At 51.7% G+C, this 14,594-nt stretch carries 13 protein-coding genes; 4 read left to right on the forward strand and 9 right to left on the reverse strand.

The annotated features are described in order from the left end of the window. Positions 1–129 precede the first annotated feature (129 nt). From metC to DMB82_RS01670, 4 genes are all read right to left on the reverse strand, one after another. On the reverse strand, positions 130–1,320 hold the full coding sequence (metC, locus tag DMB82_RS01655; RefSeq protein WP_116163573.1) for a cystathionine beta-lyase: 1,191 nt from the start codon (positions 1,318–1,320) through the stop codon (positions 130–132). 338 nt (positions 1,321–1,658) lie between these two features. Continuing rightward, a complete protein-coding gene (locus DMB82_RS01660) occupies positions 1,659–2,951 on the reverse strand; it encodes a TRAP transporter large permease (protein WP_116163574.1) in 1,293 nt (430 codons plus the stop codon). Between the two features lie 15 nt (positions 2,952–2,966). Next, positions 2,967–3,473 (reverse strand): TRAP transporter small permease, encoded by a 507-nt coding sequence (locus DMB82_RS01665; protein ID WP_116155963.1) that lies wholly within the window; start codon positions 3,471–3,473, stop codon positions 2,967–2,969. A gap of 63 nt (positions 3,474–3,536) precedes the next feature. Then, positions 3,537–4,514, reverse strand: coding sequence for a TRAP transporter substrate-binding protein (locus tag DMB82_RS01670; protein ID WP_116163576.1), 978 nt, complete (start codon positions 4,512–4,514; stop codon positions 3,537–3,539). A gap of 688 nt (positions 4,515–5,202) precedes the next feature. Here DMB82_RS01670 and exbB point away from each other — a divergent pair. Continuing rightward, a complete protein-coding gene (exbB, locus tag DMB82_RS01675) occupies positions 5,203–6,213 on the forward strand; it encodes a tol-pal system-associated acyl-CoA thioesterase (RefSeq protein WP_102117130.1) in 1,011 nt (336 codons plus the stop codon). A gap of 3 nt (positions 6,214–6,216) precedes the next feature. After that, entirely contained in the window at positions 6,217–6,642 is a 426-nt protein-coding gene (gene exbD / locus DMB82_RS01680; protein WP_102117131.1) for a TonB system transport protein ExbD, read from the forward strand. A 102-nt stretch (positions 6,643–6,744) separates the two neighbouring features. On the opposite strand, the gene DMB82_RS01685 is transcribed toward exbD, so the two are convergent. From DMB82_RS01685 to DMB82_RS01705, 5 genes are all read right to left on the reverse strand, one after another. Next, positions 6,745–7,764: a LacI family DNA-binding transcriptional regulator gene (locus tag DMB82_RS01685; protein WP_102117132.1), complete on the reverse strand. Its 1,020-nt coding sequence runs from the start codon at positions 7,762–7,764 to the stop codon at positions 6,745–6,747. Positions 7,765–7,794: 30 nt separating this feature from the next. Beyond that, a complete protein-coding gene (locus DMB82_RS01690; RefSeq protein ID WP_116155965.1) occupies positions 7,795–9,204 on the reverse strand; it encodes a sucrose-6-phosphate hydrolase in 1,410 nt (469 codons plus the stop codon). Continuing rightward, complete coding sequence (locus DMB82_RS01695) at positions 9,204–10,574, reverse strand: sucrose-specific PTS transporter subunit IIBC (protein ID WP_107332206.1); 1,371 nt, start codon at positions 10,572–10,574, stop codon at positions 9,204–9,206. Before DMB82_RS01695 ends, DMB82_RS01690 begins: the two co-directional genes overlap by 1 nt. A 79-nt stretch (positions 10,575–10,653) precedes the next feature. After that, positions 10,654–12,210, reverse strand: a complete 1,557-nt coding sequence (locus DMB82_RS01700) for a carbohydrate porin (protein ID WP_116163578.1) — start codon at positions 12,208–12,210, stop codon at positions 10,654–10,656. Between the two features lie 198 nt (positions 12,211–12,408). Further along, on the reverse strand, positions 12,409–13,332 hold the full coding sequence (locus tag DMB82_RS01705) for an aminoimidazole riboside kinase (RefSeq protein ID WP_102117136.1): 924 nt from the start codon (positions 13,330–13,332) through the stop codon (positions 12,409–12,411). A 326-nt stretch (positions 13,333–13,658) separates the two neighbouring features. On the opposite strand from DMB82_RS01705, the gene DMB82_RS01710 reads away from it, so the two are divergent. Further along, complete coding sequence (locus tag DMB82_RS01710) at positions 13,659–13,847, forward strand: hypothetical protein (RefSeq protein ID WP_102117137.1); 189 nt, start codon at positions 13,659–13,661, stop codon at positions 13,845–13,847. Positions 13,848–14,016: 169 nt separating this feature from the next. Next, positions 14,017–14,568, forward strand: coding sequence for a bactofilin family protein (locus DMB82_RS01715; RefSeq protein ID WP_102117138.1), 552 nt, complete (start codon positions 14,017–14,019; stop codon positions 14,566–14,568). Positions 14,569–14,594: the final 26 nt, after the last annotated feature.

Below are 14,594 nucleotides of genomic sequence, written 5' to 3' on the forward strand. Positions count from 1 at the left end.
ACGGTTATCATAACGCATTACCCACCGCGCCGCAGGGGAAATCAAGACGCGTCGGTTTTATGGCCGTCACACTTTCTCTATTTTGTTTCCTGCAGGTCGTTTGGCTGCGTTGATTCTGCTGACGACTTGCTAGGTTCTCAGTCTGCTGAAACCCGCAGCCAGATCGTCAATCAGATCGTCACTGTCTTCAAGTCCAATATGTAACCGAATAAGAGTACCAGTAAAATCCACGCCGCCAGCAGGGCGGATGGCGGCCAGATCTTCCGGCTGATTCGCCAGAATTAGCGACTCAAAGCCGCCCCAAGAGTACGCCATGCTAAAGTGCTCAAAGTTATCCAGATAATGCGCCAACGCTTCTTTGCTTAATTTCTCTTTCAACACAAAAGAGAACAAGCCGTTGCAGCCCTTAAAGTCGCGTACGTAGAATTCATGCCCTTTGCACTCTGGTAAGGCTGGGTGGTTAACCACTGCGACGTCGGGTTGTTCCGCTAGCCATTTCGCAATGCGGATGCTGCTTTCCTGATGCTGTTTGAGTCTAACGCCCAATGTGCGCAGGCCACGGCTGGCGACATAGGCGGTATCGGCATCGACCATTTGTCCCATCAGGTAAGAGTGTTCACGTAGTTGCGCCCAGCAGCGTTCGTTAGCGACTGCCGTGCCTATCATGGCATCGGAATGGCCGACAATATATTTGGTGGCGGACTGAATGGAGATATCAATATCAAAGTCGAATGCCTTGAACAAAATGCCTGCCGCCCAGGTGTTATCAATCATGACAATAATGTCGGGATTGATGCGGCGCACGGCTTGTACGATGGCGGGCACATCGTGGACTTCCATCGTGATGGAGCCGGGCGATTCGAGAAAGACCACTTTGGTATTGGGCTGTATCAGCTCGGCAATATCGGCACCGATCAGCGGGTTAAAGTAGGTGGTGCTGACGTTCATCTTGCTGAGAACTTTATTACAGAAATCCTGCGTGGGTTCATAGGCCGAACCGGTCACCAGCACATGATCGCCTGCTGAGACGAAAGAAAGAATGGCGTTAGAGATAGCCGCTGCACCGCACGGGTACAACACACAGCCCGCGCCGCCTTCCAGCTCAACCATTGCTTCCTGAAACGAAAAGTGTGTCAGCGTACCGCGGCGACCATAGAACAGCGCCCCCTTTGCTCGGTTAATCGTGGCGTTTTTTTTGTCCTGCACGGTATCGAATACCAGAGAGGACGCGCGCTGAATCACGGGGTTGACGGAGCCGTGGGTGAATTTCTTGCTGCGTCCTGCGGCGACTAATACTGTTGCCGTTTTTTTGCTTGTCATAACCACTATCACCTTTTCTGTTCAGTTCTGCCGGATGACTCACTACACCGACGATTACCAACGGCGAATGCAGAGGGAATCGTGGGGCGGGGCATGATTGGATGTATAAGCGTTCGATTGATGAGGTCTACGTTATCACGGCTTGGACGGCGTGTGGGCGGGTTTTGTCACGGCGGGAAAATGCGCCGCACCGCTGGCATACCCGTGGAGAACGGGCTTTCTGCCCGTTCTGCGGTGAGAAGGTCGGAAGTAGGTGAAAATATTTCAGGTCAGAAAATGTCGGGAAAGCGCCATGTTGTTTGCATTGCTGCGAACAACATGGCGCAATGGGGCGTGCGTTAACCCGTATGGACGCCAAAGAGCTTAGGCAGCCAGAGCGAGATGGCCGGAATATAGGTGACCAGCATCAGCACAAAGAAGAGCCCGCAGTAGAAGGGCAGCATCGCTTTAACGACCTGTTCTATTTTCTGCTTACTGACTGCACTGGCGACGAATAATACTGAGCCAACTGGCGGTGTGATTAGGCCAACGCCCAAATTCACCATCATGATCATACCGAAGTGAACAGGGTCAATGCCGAGTGATACCGCTACCGGTAAAAGTACTGGAGTGAGGATTAAGATTAACGGCGCCATGTCCATCAGCGTGCCAAGTATCAGCAGCATGATGTTAATGTACATCAGGATGACGTACTTGTTATCCGAAATGGAGGTGAAAAACGCGGTAATGCGGCTCGGTAGCTGCATGTAAGTCATAACGGCCCCGAATGCGGCGGCAAAACCGATCAGGATCATCACGATCGTAACGGTTTTAACTGTGCGGTACATTAGCGTAGGCAGTTCAGACCACTTATAGTCCTTGTAGATAAACATGGTCACGAAGAAGGACCACAGACAGGCGATGGCTGCTGACTCGGTTGCGGTAAAAATGCCTGACAGAATTCCGCCCATAATGATGACAACCGTCATCAAGCCCCACAGGGTATCAACAAAGATTTTCAGCGCTTCACGAAAGGGAACCACTTCGCCTTTTGGATAACCCCGTTTATGCGCAAAACCTACACACATGACCATGAGTGTTAAACCCAGTAGAATACCCGGTAGAATGCCTGCGATAAATAAAGCAGCGATAGACACTGAACCGCCAGCAGCCAGTGAATAAATAACGGAGTTATGGCTGGGAGGGATCAATATTGCCTGAACGGAACCGCTGGCAGTAACGGCGGCAGCGAAATCACGTGGGTAGCCTTTTTTCTCCATCTCAGGGATCATCACTGAACCAATCGAGGCTGTATCTGCTACCGAAGAACCGGATATGGCACCGAAAAACGTGGAAGCGACAATATTAACCAGCGACAGGCCGCCGCGAATAAAGCCAACGAAGATATAGGCAAAATTAACCAGACGGCGGGCGATGCCGCCTTCGGCCATAATGGCTCCAGCCAGAATAAAGAACGGGATAGCCAGTAATGAGAACTTATTGACTCCACTGGTGATTTGAATCATCACCGCTTCCAGCGGAATGTCGATCCAAAAGGCACCGATAATGGCACTCAAGCCAACGGAATAGGCGACGGGCACACCAACGGCGAGCAATATCGCTAATGATGCAAGTAAAACAAAGGCATCCATAATACTCGCTCCAGATTAGGCATTGCCCATTATGACCACAGGGCGTTTATCCTGTGGGCCAAAGCAAATGCGTTCGATGATGAATAAAAAAGTGATAAATGAACCGATCGGAAGAGGTAAATAAGTTTGCCCAGCACTTAATAACGGAAATTCGGCAACCTGTTGTTCCCAAAGTTCAAGGCAAAGCTGAATGCCGTAATAAAGAATAAATAGTGTAATTAACATCATTAAAAGATCGGCTAGAAAAGCACAGCCTTTTTTCATCGTTTCTGGTAAACGATCGGTTAACATCGTGACAGCAATATGCGTACAGGCTCGGTAACTGACGGCAGCACCAACAAAGGTGAACGTCACCATACAAAGAATTGATATGGGTTCTGGCCAGGATATCCCCTCATTCATGATGTAACGAGAGAATATGCCTATTGGAATAATTATAGTCATGATGAGTAAAGCAAGGCCAGATACCCACATAGCAATTTTATAGAGGATATCCATGGCTAAAATATATTTATTTGCCATCTTATTTACCTGATGAAGATAAGAACGGGTAAATGCATCGTGATTTACCCGTATTTTTAGCGGTTATTTCACGTCGGCGACGGCTTTAATCAGATCCTGATATTTGGCACCAAACTGATCGCGTACGGGCTGAGTGGCTTTGAAATAATACTCGGTATCAATGTCATGGAATTGAACGCCGCCGGCTTTCATTTTATCCAGAGATTGTTGCGTATATTCCTTCCACAGTACACGCTGTTCCTGCTGCGCTTCTTTCGCCAGCTTCAGGATAAGATCCTGATCTTCTTTGGAGAGCTTGTCCCATTTGGCTTTGGAATACAGGAACAGCTCAGGAATAATGAAGTGACGGCTCCAGGTATAATTTTTCGCTACTGGCAGGTAGTTGTGTGCGACAAACGTTGGTGGGTTATTTTCGGTGCCGTCAATCACGCCGGTTTGCATGCCGCTGAAGACTTCACTGACGCCCATGGCGATTGAGTTAGCCCCCATCGCTTTGAGTGTGGCCAGCGCAACTGGGCTACCCTGTACGCGAATTTTCATGCCTTTGAGGTCTTCTGGTTTCACCACCGGATCTTTGGTGATTAAGTTACGCGTTCCCGCGTCCATCCAGCCCAGGAAAACCAATTTTGATTTACTGCTCTGGGTAATCTTGTCACCAATTTCCTGTCCGATTTGGCCATCCAGCACTTTATGCAGATGATCTTCATCACGGAAAATATAGGGCAGTGTGAAGACTTCTATTTCCGGTAAAATCGCCGCAACAGGCGTCATTGATACGCGAATAATATCAATGGCACCGAGCTGCGCCTGCTCAATCATTTGTTTCTCATCACCCAATACTCCGCCGGGGAAGGTTTTAATTTCCAGTCTGCCATTTGTGGCAGCTTTTAATTTCTCTCCCATTTTCTGAACGGCGACGACATTCGGATAACCTTCAGGGTGGACATCAGAGGCTTTAATTTGTTGTGCCTGAATCGCGTGGCTCATCAGGAGTGCAGTAGAACCCAGACAAACGCCGATCAATGTTTTCGACAGCTTCATTGAATTATCTCCAGAGGTGGGGTGATATTATCGATAATCAAATAGTGATTTAAAAATATAAACCCATGAAAAATAGAGTAATGAGCAGCGGGTTTAATGATGAGAACACGGAAATCTATTACGTATTATTGTGGCACACGTCAGCATTCTCTGCGAGTTAAGCTAACCTATTATACAACTTCGTAGAATGACTCGCGTCACAAAAGAAAAAGCTAATATGAAATACTGTTTTATATGGACTTAATTCCTATTTGACTTATAGGAGTATACGTAAATTGTTGTTTTTGTTTTCTTTATTATGCGCTTGTGTATCTGTTTATTTCAGTAAACTTATCGCCAGTCATCATGAAATGGTGTGATAACTTAATGTTGATCACAAAAAGCCGATCGTAAAAATCTTTGCTATCACACCGTGTTTTAGGGGGATCTCCCGCCGGATATATTCCTGAATGCTCTTCTTCTTGTCGTTCTTATGCTTTTCCTGCTGATGTGCGAGCAATACCCTCTGAAATCCTGTCAAAACGCAAGGAAAGTGTGTTATCTGGTGTAAATAATAATGAGAACGACTATCAATTCGTTCAGGGTTTGGTATCATTTCAGGCTGCGTTATTGCGGCATTATACCTGCGGGTATGTGCAGGTATTGTACAGAACAGATGATTGTACAGAACGAACGGTGGAGGCACAGCGTGAAGACGGCTGTCAGTAATACAACTCAACAGGTGTTATCAACCTGGCAAAAAAAACGTGGCGCGTTCAGCGCATTTTCCCGTAGCGTGCTGGTTATCCTGCTGTGTACGGCAGGACTAAGTGGAAATGCGTTTGCGGCTCCGGCAACGGCACCGTTATCGACAGAGAATGCAGCACCAGCCGTTCAACCTGCTGCTGCGTCCCCTTCTGCTCCTGTGACGACCAACGCACAGGCTCCGGCATCAGCACTTGCGCTGCCTGCTAGTGCGGCACCGGGCACCAATAACCTGATGAAAACCGATTTGTCCGTCTGGGGTATGTACCAGCACGCCGATGTCGTGGTGAAGACGGTGATGATCGGTTTGCTGCTGGCCTCAGTGATTACCTGGGCGATCTTCTTCAGTAAAAGCGTTGAGATGGCTGGCGCGAAACGCCGCCTGCGCCGTGAGTATCTGGCGTTGGAAGAGGCGAAAACACTGGACGACGCGCTGGAAACCGCGGACGCGTTCAAAGCTGGCAGCGTCGCACAGCAACTGCTGGTTGAGGCTCAGAACGAACTGGAGCTTTCCGCACGTTCTGATGACAACAACGGAATTAAAGAGCGCACCGCGTTTCGTCTGGAACGTCGCGTGGCGGCTACAGGGCGTTACATGGGGCGCGGTAACGGCTATCTGGCGACGGTCGGCGCGGTTGCCCCGTTCGTGGGGCTGTTCGGTACGGTATGGGGCATCATGAACAGCTTCATCGGTATCGCACAGACGCAAACCACCAATCTGGCGGTAGTGGCGCCGGGGATCGCAGAAGCTCTGCTGGCAACGGCGATCGGTCTGGTTGCTGCGATTCCTGCGGTGGTCATCTATAACGTCTTTGCTCGCTCGATTGCTGGCTACAAAGCGATGGTCGGCGATGTGGCTGCACAAGTGCTGCTGCTGCAAAGTCGCGATCTCGACGTGGCTGCCAGCAACGATAACCGAGCGTCTTCAGTTACGCATAAACTGCGGGTGGGCTAAGTCATGGCGATGCATTTGAAGGAGGACGTGAGTGATGACGGTGAAATGCATGACATTAACGTCACGCCGTTCATTGACGTCATGCTGGTTCTGCTGATTATCTTCATGGTGGCTGCGCCGTTGGCGACGGTCGACATTCGTGTCGATCTGCCTGCTTCATCGGCAGCACCCCAGCCGCGACCGGAAAAACCGCTCTATCTTACGGTAAAAGCGGATAAGCAAATGTTCCTGGGGGAAGAAGTGGTTAGCGAGCCGTCGCTGGCGCAGGTGCTGGATGCGAAAACCAGTGCTAACAAAGAAACGACCATCTTCTTTCAGGCGGATAAAAGCGTCGATTATGAAACCATCATGAGCGTAATGGATTCACTGCGTAAAGCGGGCTACCTCAAGGTCGGCCTGGTCGGTGCGGAAACCGCTGCCGCTAAATAACGGCAGCGGGTTGTGTTTCAAGAAGGAATGCGGGGTGAACGTTCAAACCGCGTTCCTTTTTTTACGTCTGTAGGTTTACGTCTAGATGATTTGGGCGTTAGCCTACGCTCGCGAATCAGGATGACGCCAGTGAATACGCGTCGGGATATAGCGTCGATCTTCTTCAAGCGGCTGTTGTGCAATCAGGCTGGTCACCATCTCAAAGCTGTTGCGCGCCAGATTTTCACAATCCTGTGCCACGGTATCGATCTTCAGCGGTAAGCAATCAAACAGATAGTGATCGTCAAAGCAGCACAGCCGTATGCCGCTTTCCATCAGGTTATGCTGGTTCATATAGCGTAGGACACCTTCCATCAGGCCACAGGCGGCAACAAACAGCGCTTTGGGTGGACGACCCAGCGTTGCACACAGCTGAGCAAACATTTCATAACCCGCGCTGGGGTGGTAGCTGCCGTGAATAATCCACTCCGGCTTGCAGTCGATGCCCGCGCGCGTCAGGCCAAGCTGGAAGCCTTCCAGACGGTGGCGAGTTGGGGAGATTCGCGGCTGGCCGCCAAGGAAATAGAATTCATCACGATGCTGACGGGCGATACGCTCGACCATTTCCGCCGTGGATTCTACCGCTTCGGAAATCACCATTGGCAGCGTGGAATCACCAATCACTCGGTCAAACTGTATGACGGGCAACTGCTGATTAATTTTCTGATATTCGACATCGCTTAACAGGCTGGAAGCGACAATCAGGCCATCGACCTGACGCTGTACCAGACTGTTGACCGCCATCATCTCTTGGCTGGCGTTTTCGTCGGTGCAGGCAATCAGCAACTGTAGCCCCGCTTCACGGCACAGCATTTCCAACTCGCGCGAAATCACGGCAAAGCCGTAGTTGGTCATTTCTGGCACCACCAGCCCCAGCGTGTTGCTGCGTGAGGAACGCAGCGAACGGGCGTGAATACTGGGCTGATAACGTTGTTCATGCGCGACGGCTAAAATGCGGTCGCGGGTTTCATCAGAAACGCGAAACTCTTTGCTGCGCCCGTTAAGTACCAGACTGGCGGTAGATTTTGATACACCAGCCAGCGCGGCGATATCACTGATTGTTATGCGTTTAGTCGGTTTCACCGCGAGGTCTGCTATCAGAAAAAAGGGACGTTATTCTATCACGCATGGCGCTAACAGCCAGTGCTGTAGCGTTAATTGCCCCGAGCCGCTGAACGTCATGATCGCCTCGCTTTCCGGGAAATAGCGTGCAGACATCACGGTTTCACCGTCGTTGATAAAAATTTCAACGCTGGAGCAATCGCACAAGATCTGCAATTGGTTCAGAACGCCGCGCCAGTAACGATGCTCGGGCTCGCCTGTACGACGGTTACGTCGGCTTAGCGTGACGCGTTCACCGTCCCAACAGAGAACCAACTGGGAAGTGAGGCTGAGCTGGAATTCTCCCTGCACGGTGATGAGAATTTCTGCGCTGCTAGCGTCTAGCGGAGACGCGTAGTCTGCGGCGCCCTGCCAGGCGCAATGCTGTCTGCGCAGCAATTGCAACTCGCGCGCAGGACGTTGATAAACGCGATCGTCATGCAGCGTGAGCTCACGCGGACAGGTCATGGTATGGAGCCAGCCATGTTCGATTGTCGGTTCAAAAAATTCATTGTCGTCAGGAATCGACATCCAACCGAACAGCAGGCGTCGCCCGTCTTCACTCAGCGTGGTTTGTGGCGCATAAAACTCGAAGCCGAGATCCAGTTCGTGGAAATCCTGATGCGGGTAAGCGCCGTTTTCGTAATTGAGTGAGCCGATGAAATAGCCAGCCTGAAAGGTATTCAGGTAGCGTTCCTCTTCGGCGGGAACGCCCTGTGGACAGCAAATCAGTATGTCTTTGCCATCCAACGGGAACAGATCTGGGCATTCCCACATATAGCCAAAATCACCGAGCCCGCCCAAACGGGAACCGGCGATCTCGCCGATCTTTTCCCACGCCAGCAGATCGGCAGAACGATAGAGCAGCACTTTACCTTGTCGATCGAGATCCTGTGCACCGAGCACCATGTACCAGTGGTCGTCATGACGCCACACTTTGGGATCGCGAACGTGGCCGGTGTAGCCGTCGGGGAGCGTCAGAACCGCGCCCAGCTTGTCATATTCACCGTTAGGGTTCTCACGGGCGAGGCACTGAAACGCGGTACGTGAACCGTCATCATATTTGACGTTACCGGTGTAAATCAGCGTGATCGCGCCCTGATCCACCACGGCAGAACCGGAGTAGCAGCCGTGGCTTTCATAGCTTTCGCTCGGTACCAGCGCGACGGGTTCATGCGTCCAGTTCACCAGATCGGCGGAACTCCAGTGCCCCCAAAATTTCGCTCCGTGGGCACAGGCTAAAGGATTCCACTGATAAAACAGATGGTAACGCCCATTGTGATGAATAAATCCATTCGGATCGTTGAGCAGACCAACGTTCGGAGACAGATGCCATTCCGGGCGATACGGATCTTCCTGTTTCCGTGAATGGCCTGACATCAGGGCCTGCGCCATGCGCTTTAGTAAGTGGACTTCCTTCATTATTCGCTATCCGTTTTATATTTCAGCAGTAAGGAAAGGATAAAGGCAGCCCCGAACGCAATTAACATCCCAATCAGGTAGTTAAGCATTGAGCCCCCTTGCACAATCGCCAGTCCCGGAAAACCGGTCAGCCCGACGGCCGTCATATTGACGTGATTGAAAACCACCCATGCGCCACCGAGTGCACCGCCTGCCAGCGCCGCCAGGAACGGTTTAATGAAGCGCAGGTTGATACCAAATATCGCGGCTTCCGTGATGCCTAGCAGACAAGATAGCCCAGCGGGAACGGCAATCGCTCGGGTTTTGGCATCACGCGTTTTGAAGTATACCGCCAGACACGCGCCGCCCTGCGCCACGTTCGCCATCGCCCAAATCGGCAGCAGGAAGTTGACGCCGATATTCGGGTTGCCAAGCAGTCCAGCTTCAATGGCATGGAAGCTGTGATGGACGCCAGTGATCACGATAACTGAATAGAGGCCGCCGAACAGTAAACCGGCCAGCCAGCCAGCGTGAGCAATCAATGTGCTGAGAACCAAAGAAATGCCATCGCCCAGCGCCCGTCCAGCGGGACCGATGAGCAACATGGCGACAAAGCCGGAAATGATGACGGTCAAGAACGGTGTGACGATGATATCCAGCGCGTCTGGTACGACTTTACGCAGGCGCTTTTCCACGATGCTCATGAACCAGACGGCCAGCAGGACCGGAAACACGGTGCCCTGATAGCCGATCATGGCGATGTCCATGCCGAAGAAATGCATGGTCTGGAAGCCCCCGGCGACGCCCCAAGCGTTGGTCAGCGCCGGATGGGTCAGGATACCGCCCAGCGTCGCGCCCAGATAAGGGTTGCCGCCGAATTCCCGTGCGGCGGTAAAGCCGATTAGAACAGGCAGGATAATAAATGCCGCGGAGCTGAACATATCCAGCATGACGAAGATCGCGCTGCTGGAATCGACCCAGCCGTAGGTCTTGATCATGCCGAGCAGTCCCATCAACAGACCAGACGCGATAATCGCTGGCATGATGGGGACGAAGATGTTCGACAGCAGGCGCGCCAGACGTTGCAGCGGATTCAGCTTTTTCGCGGCAATCGAGGCGGCTTCGGATTTGCTCGATTCACTGATGCCTGCCACTTTGATGAACTCGGCATACACCTTGTTGACTAGCCCGGTGCCGAAAATGATCTGCATTTGTCCGGCATTCTGGAAACAGCCTTTCACGCCGTCAACGTTCTCGATCGCTTTCTTGTCAGCCAAATTGTCGTCATTCAGTACCAGACGCAGACGAGTCGCACAGTGAGCCGCGCTGGCGATATTCTCTTTCCCGCCGAGAAGGGGGATGAGCGCGGCGGCGGTTTTGTTGATATCCATATTATTCCTCTTGTTCAATCGGATATGCAGTTTCTTTGGCGTCGATTAGCGTGTAATCGACGCCAAGGCTGGGCAAGGGTTAGAACCAGGTTTCCATCTGGATACCGAAGTTCCATTCGCCGCCTGCTTTAAAGCCGGTGGAGCCAAACGTATCTTCACTGGAGTAGTTATCCAGCCGTTTATCCCAGTCCATGTAGCTGGCAAACACGCGCAGCTCAGGGCGGCTAAAGAAGTTACCGATATCGCCGACCTTGAACGTTGGTGCAAAGGTCAGCTTGTAGAAGCCGCCGCTAACCTGATTCAGGCTCCGATAACCGCGCGGATCGAGGTCCATGTATTGATAGCTGCCTTCATAGGCCAGTGCAAAGTTTTCGGTGATTTCCTGAATCAGGCGCGCATTAAACGTCACCCATTCGTAGCTATCCCCGCTGACGTAACGGTCTTTGCTGGTTTGCGCCAGAATGGACGGCGCGAAGCTCCAGGTCTTGTTCAGCGCCGTTGTGCCGTAGGTCGCAAAGCGCCAGGTGTTGGCATCGTTAGTCAGGTTGCCATCGGAGCCGATGTTCTTCACTTCGCCGCCCAGCCCGTGGCCGTAAAGGATCGCGGTTTTCGATGTCCCGTCGCGCAAGCCGTAGAAGCTGTCGCCGTGGTAAGCCACCATTGCGTGATAGCCTTTGTCGCCCGCATTGGTGTTAGTAATCCAAGTTGATGTATTTAGGGCCTTGGCGTTTTGGATGTCGTTTGCTCTGGCTTGCTCTACGCTGTTATTTTTAGCGCTTAACCCGCTCAGCATGAACTGGAATGGCCCGACGTAGTTATTAGCGGTAAAGACGTAGTTTTTGATGTCGTTATCCAGCGAGGTAATTTCGCCGAGGCTGCGGCCATACAGTGAGAAGTTACTCTTGGCGCTATCTGCCCATTTCACGTCATAGATTCCGCCGCCGGTGCCCGCGAGGAAGACCACGTCGCTGTCCAGCCAGTGAATATCGAAGTTATCGCGATCGAAGCGTTTACCCGCCCACAGCGTGGTGTCCTTAAAGGCACCAGTGAAGGTTGGCAGTGAACCCAGCTCGACGAAGGCTTCACGGATGTTCAGGTCGCTGGTGGCCGCCGTCCAGTCGTTATAGCTGCGTTGGCCATCCGCCATCATCACCTTGAAGCGGGTGGTTGCGCCGTTATCCAGCTTCTGTTTGTGCTCCAGTTTGAGCTCGACGTAGGTGTCATCTTCATTGCCTAAACGGCCAATATGTCCGCCAGTCTGACCCGCAGGGGACATCCCCGGCCCGATATCGGTTTTAGCACTGGTGGCAGAATCATTCATCGACAGGCCAGAACGTGCGTAGCCGTGGAATTCAAATCCATCAGCGAACGACTTCTGCTTGGCCAGCGCTGTTGTACGCTGTTCCACCTGCTGGGTTTTTTGTTCGGTTTGCGTAGTGCGGGTGGTGAGCTGTTGGGTTTGCTTTTCAGCGGCGTCAGCTCTGGCTTCGGCGGCCTGAGCGCGGGCTTCAGCCTGTTGCAGACGCTGCTCCATGGCGTTCAGACGGGCTTCAATACTGTCGGGGTTGGCAGCGGAAACATAAAACGGGGAGGAAAGTAATAATCCTATCGTCACAGCAAGGTGGCTTGGTTTCATTTTTTCGTTCTCGTCGTGAAGGCGATTTATTGTTTTTGGATTTCTCGTGTTTAGCTAAATTGCTAAACCGGTTTTTCAAGAGGAAAATAAAAGCCAGCAGAAGGGTTAGCAAGAAATTTCATTCGCCCGATTCTGTAACTGTGATCCTGACTACAAAACCGGGCGGTAACCGTATCAAACGAGGGGATTAGGGCTTGGCTAGGGGCGTGCGTGCAACTGCTGAGCGTGGGGGAGTGCGGTCATTGCGCCTTTTGCCGTGGTAGCCAGTGCACCGCACCGCTGCGCCTGCTCGATAATGGGATCCCAGCTAAGTGGCTGCGACAGGTCATCATACTGCGCCAGACCGTGCAGCAAACCGGCGACGAAAGCATCGCCCGCGCCAGTGGTATCGACGGGCGTTACCGACGGCGCGGCAAAGTGTTGTAGCCGATGGCGATCGTGCAGCCAGACACCTTCGCCGCCCAGCGTCACTAGCAAGAGTTGGGTGGGGTAGCGCTGCATAAACTGCTGAATTCCCGCTTCAACATCCGGTGTCGAGCAGAGAAAGGCCAGTTCTTCACGCGATAGCTTCACCACGTCGGCCAGCATCAGCGCCTGTGCCAGACAGTCGCGCAGTTCCTGCTCGCTTTGCCAGAGGTCGTCACGAATATTCGGGTCGAAGCTGATCCATCCCTGTGCGGCTTTCACCTGCTGCATCGCCGCAAATGCGGTGCTGCGCGAGGGCTCCTGCGAGAGTGCAATCGAGCAGAGGTGCAGCCATTCTCTCTGGCTGAACACCGGCAGGTCTTCCGGTTGTAAAAACAGATCGGCACTCGGGCGCACCATAAACGTGAAGGTGCGTTCCCCTGTTTCATCGAGGCTCACGACCACGGTTGAAGTTCGATGGAACCTGTCGTGTGCCATGTAGCGGGTATCAACGCTTTCCCGTTCCAGCACCGTTTTTAGAAAATGGCCAAAAACATCGTCACCGACGCGACCAACAAAGGCGCTGTTTCCCCCCAGTCTGGCAATGCCGACCGCCACATTGGCGGGTGCACCGCCTGGGCATTTCAGATAGCGTTCCGTATCTTCCGGGATGAGATCGACAACCGCGTCGCCCATGACCCAAACTCTGTTTGCCATAACGTTACTCTTATCAAGGATAATTAGACTGTTTGCTAAAATAGAAGAATCGGTTTAGCTAAGCAATATCATTATGAGAATGTCTACAGGATAAAATAGCAGGGAGGAAATAAACTGGGGAAGAGATTGTGAGTTACAGGAATATTTTAAGTGTATGGGTAATCATGTTTTTTTGACATAAAGGCGTAGAAAAAGGAAAGTGAACGCGATCGAGTTTTCGAACACGTGGGCTAAATAAAATACCTTTTTGCCCGATACTCTTTATGTCATTTGGCGGTACTGCGCGGCTGTCATAAGAAGGAAGATACCAAGAAGGAGAGAATGGCATGGCTCATAAAATCTTGGATAACATGTTGGATGAATTAAAAACGGTAGTGAAACAGCACGTCGGTGAGAGTGCTGATGTTCAGATTGACATACGCTATCTGGAAGGTGGACGTAAAGCGCTTCGTATTACCATTCCTGATATTTCCACCCTGGAAATTGAATTTAATCGGCGTTCCGATCGTGCGTAGTTACAACCTGCTTTGGGGAATATGGGCGATATGGGCTTTATTGGTTATCGCTTGGCTTATTGATATTTATAGCGAATTTCCCCTTCACTATTACGGTCAGGGAGTGGCCGTTGTACTCGCCACAAGTGCCACGATCGCATTTTTCTATACTGTTAAAAGGAATAACACGATGTTTTCATTCGATAAAAACAAAAAAGACGCCAAAGAATCGCAAGAGCGCAGTGAAATAAACAGCTCTCCCGCTATCAGCCCATCGAACGAGTTGATTAATTCAGTGAACCCTGTGCGCGTGAAAAAAGACACCTTCATTTCTCAGGGCGCGCGTATGACGGGCTCTCTGGCCGTGGATGGCAACATTACCGTAGAAGGCCGAGTAGAAGGTGATGTGCAGTGTGATAACACGATTAAAGTGGAGCACACCGGTCAGGTCAACGGCGAAATGAAATCGCAGCAGATCGTCATCAACGGTCGTGTTGAAGGACGCATAGCCGCAAGCGTCGTCGCCATTCTGGCACAGGGAACAGTCTTCGGCGATATTTTCACCGATGAACTCTCTATCGAAAAAGGCGGCGTCTTCACCGGCCAATCCCACCCGCTTACCCCGCCAGCGCAGAATCAGGAAAAACTGACCTACGTGGAAAAGAAAAAAGAGAAATCCAGCAAAGCACCCGCAGAGCAAGAGAACGTCGTCGCGCTAGCGAGCAATGCGCCAACGGCGTGATATTGTCGGAAAAGCTCACTCTGACA

This window comes from Pectobacterium aquaticum (assembly GCF_003382565.3).
Lineage (GTDB): Bacteria > Pseudomonadota > Gammaproteobacteria > Enterobacterales > Enterobacteriaceae > Pectobacterium > Pectobacterium aquaticum.

Bases quoted from the DNA above. Each gene is read 5' to 3' on its own strand.
- metC (WP_116163573.1), bottom strand. From the start codon at position 1,320: ATGACAAGCAAAAAAACGGCAACAGTATTAGTCGCCGCAGGACGCAGC.
- DMB82_RS01660 (WP_116163574.1), bottom strand. From the start codon at position 2,951: ATGGATGCCTTTGTTTTACTTGCATCATTAGCGATATTGCTCGCCGTT.
- DMB82_RS01665 (WP_116155963.1), bottom strand. From the start codon at position 3,473: ATGGCAAATAAATATATTTTAGCCATGGATATCCTCTATAAAATTGCT.
- DMB82_RS01670 (WP_116163576.1), bottom strand. From the start codon at position 4,514: ATGAAGCTGTCGAAAACATTGATCGGCGTTTGTCTGGGTTCTACTGCA.
- exbD (WP_102117131.1), top strand. From the start codon at position 6,217: ATGGCGATGCATTTGAAGGAGGACGTGAGTGATGACGGTGAAATGCAT.
- DMB82_RS01690 (WP_116155965.1), bottom strand. From the start codon at position 9,204: ATGAAGGAAGTCCACTTACTAAAGCGCATGGCGCAGGCCCTGATGTCA.
- DMB82_RS01695 (WP_107332206.1), bottom strand. From the start codon at position 10,574: ATGGATATCAACAAAACCGCCGCCGCGCTCATCCCCCTTCTCGGCGGG.
- DMB82_RS01700 (WP_116163578.1), bottom strand. From the start codon at position 12,210: ATGAAACCAAGCCACCTTGCTGTGACGATAGGATTATTACTTTCCTCC.
- DMB82_RS01705 (WP_102117136.1), bottom strand. From the start codon at position 13,332: ATGGCAAACAGAGTTTGGGTCATGGGCGACGCGGTTGTCGATCTCATC.
- DMB82_RS01710 (WP_102117137.1), top strand. From the start codon at position 13,659: ATGGCTCATAAAATCTTGGATAACATGTTGGATGAATTAAAAACGGTA.
- DMB82_RS01715 (WP_102117138.1), top strand. From the start codon at position 14,017: ATGTTTTCATTCGATAAAAACAAAAAAGACGCCAAAGAATCGCAAGAG.